Annotated in this window: 1 protein-coding gene; it reads right to left on the bottom strand. The window is 45.4% G+C overall.

The genetic code is table 11. The features are described from left to right. The coding region (locus tag GNY06_RS00815; RefSeq protein WP_166518379.1) for an ISAon1 family transposase N-terminal region protein at positions 1-326 on the bottom strand (326 nt) is incomplete at its 5' end.

Below are 326 nucleotides of genomic sequence, written 5' to 3'. Positions count from 1 at the left end.
TCAAGCGTACGGCAGGTCACCGGGGATGTCTCCATACGTCTCTTTTAAAAAAGCCGCAAACTCTTTTGAGTAGCGGGTCCCTTTCTCTGTTACGCTGATTCGTTCCACAAAGCTCTCTCCTGTTTGCTTGTTCTTCCATCTACGACGTCGTAATTTTAACACTACCTTGTGGTCTCTGATCGGGAAGTCGGTGACAGAAACGGCATCCATAAACCCAAGTGACTCATAGTCTTCACTCTCTTGATACGCCGTATTCATACGTTCATCCAAATGAATCGTCATGGACATGGCATCGATATCACGCTCGTCTGTTTCAATTTTAACTA

This window comes from Elizabethkingia argenteiflava (genome assembly GCF_009904105.1).
GTDB lineage: Bacteria > Bacteroidota > Bacteroidia > Flavobacteriales > Weeksellaceae > Elizabethkingia > Elizabethkingia argenteiflava.
The sequence above is the reverse complement of the archived record's forward strand: the minus strand, read 5'-3'. Positions and strand labels throughout refer to the sequence as shown.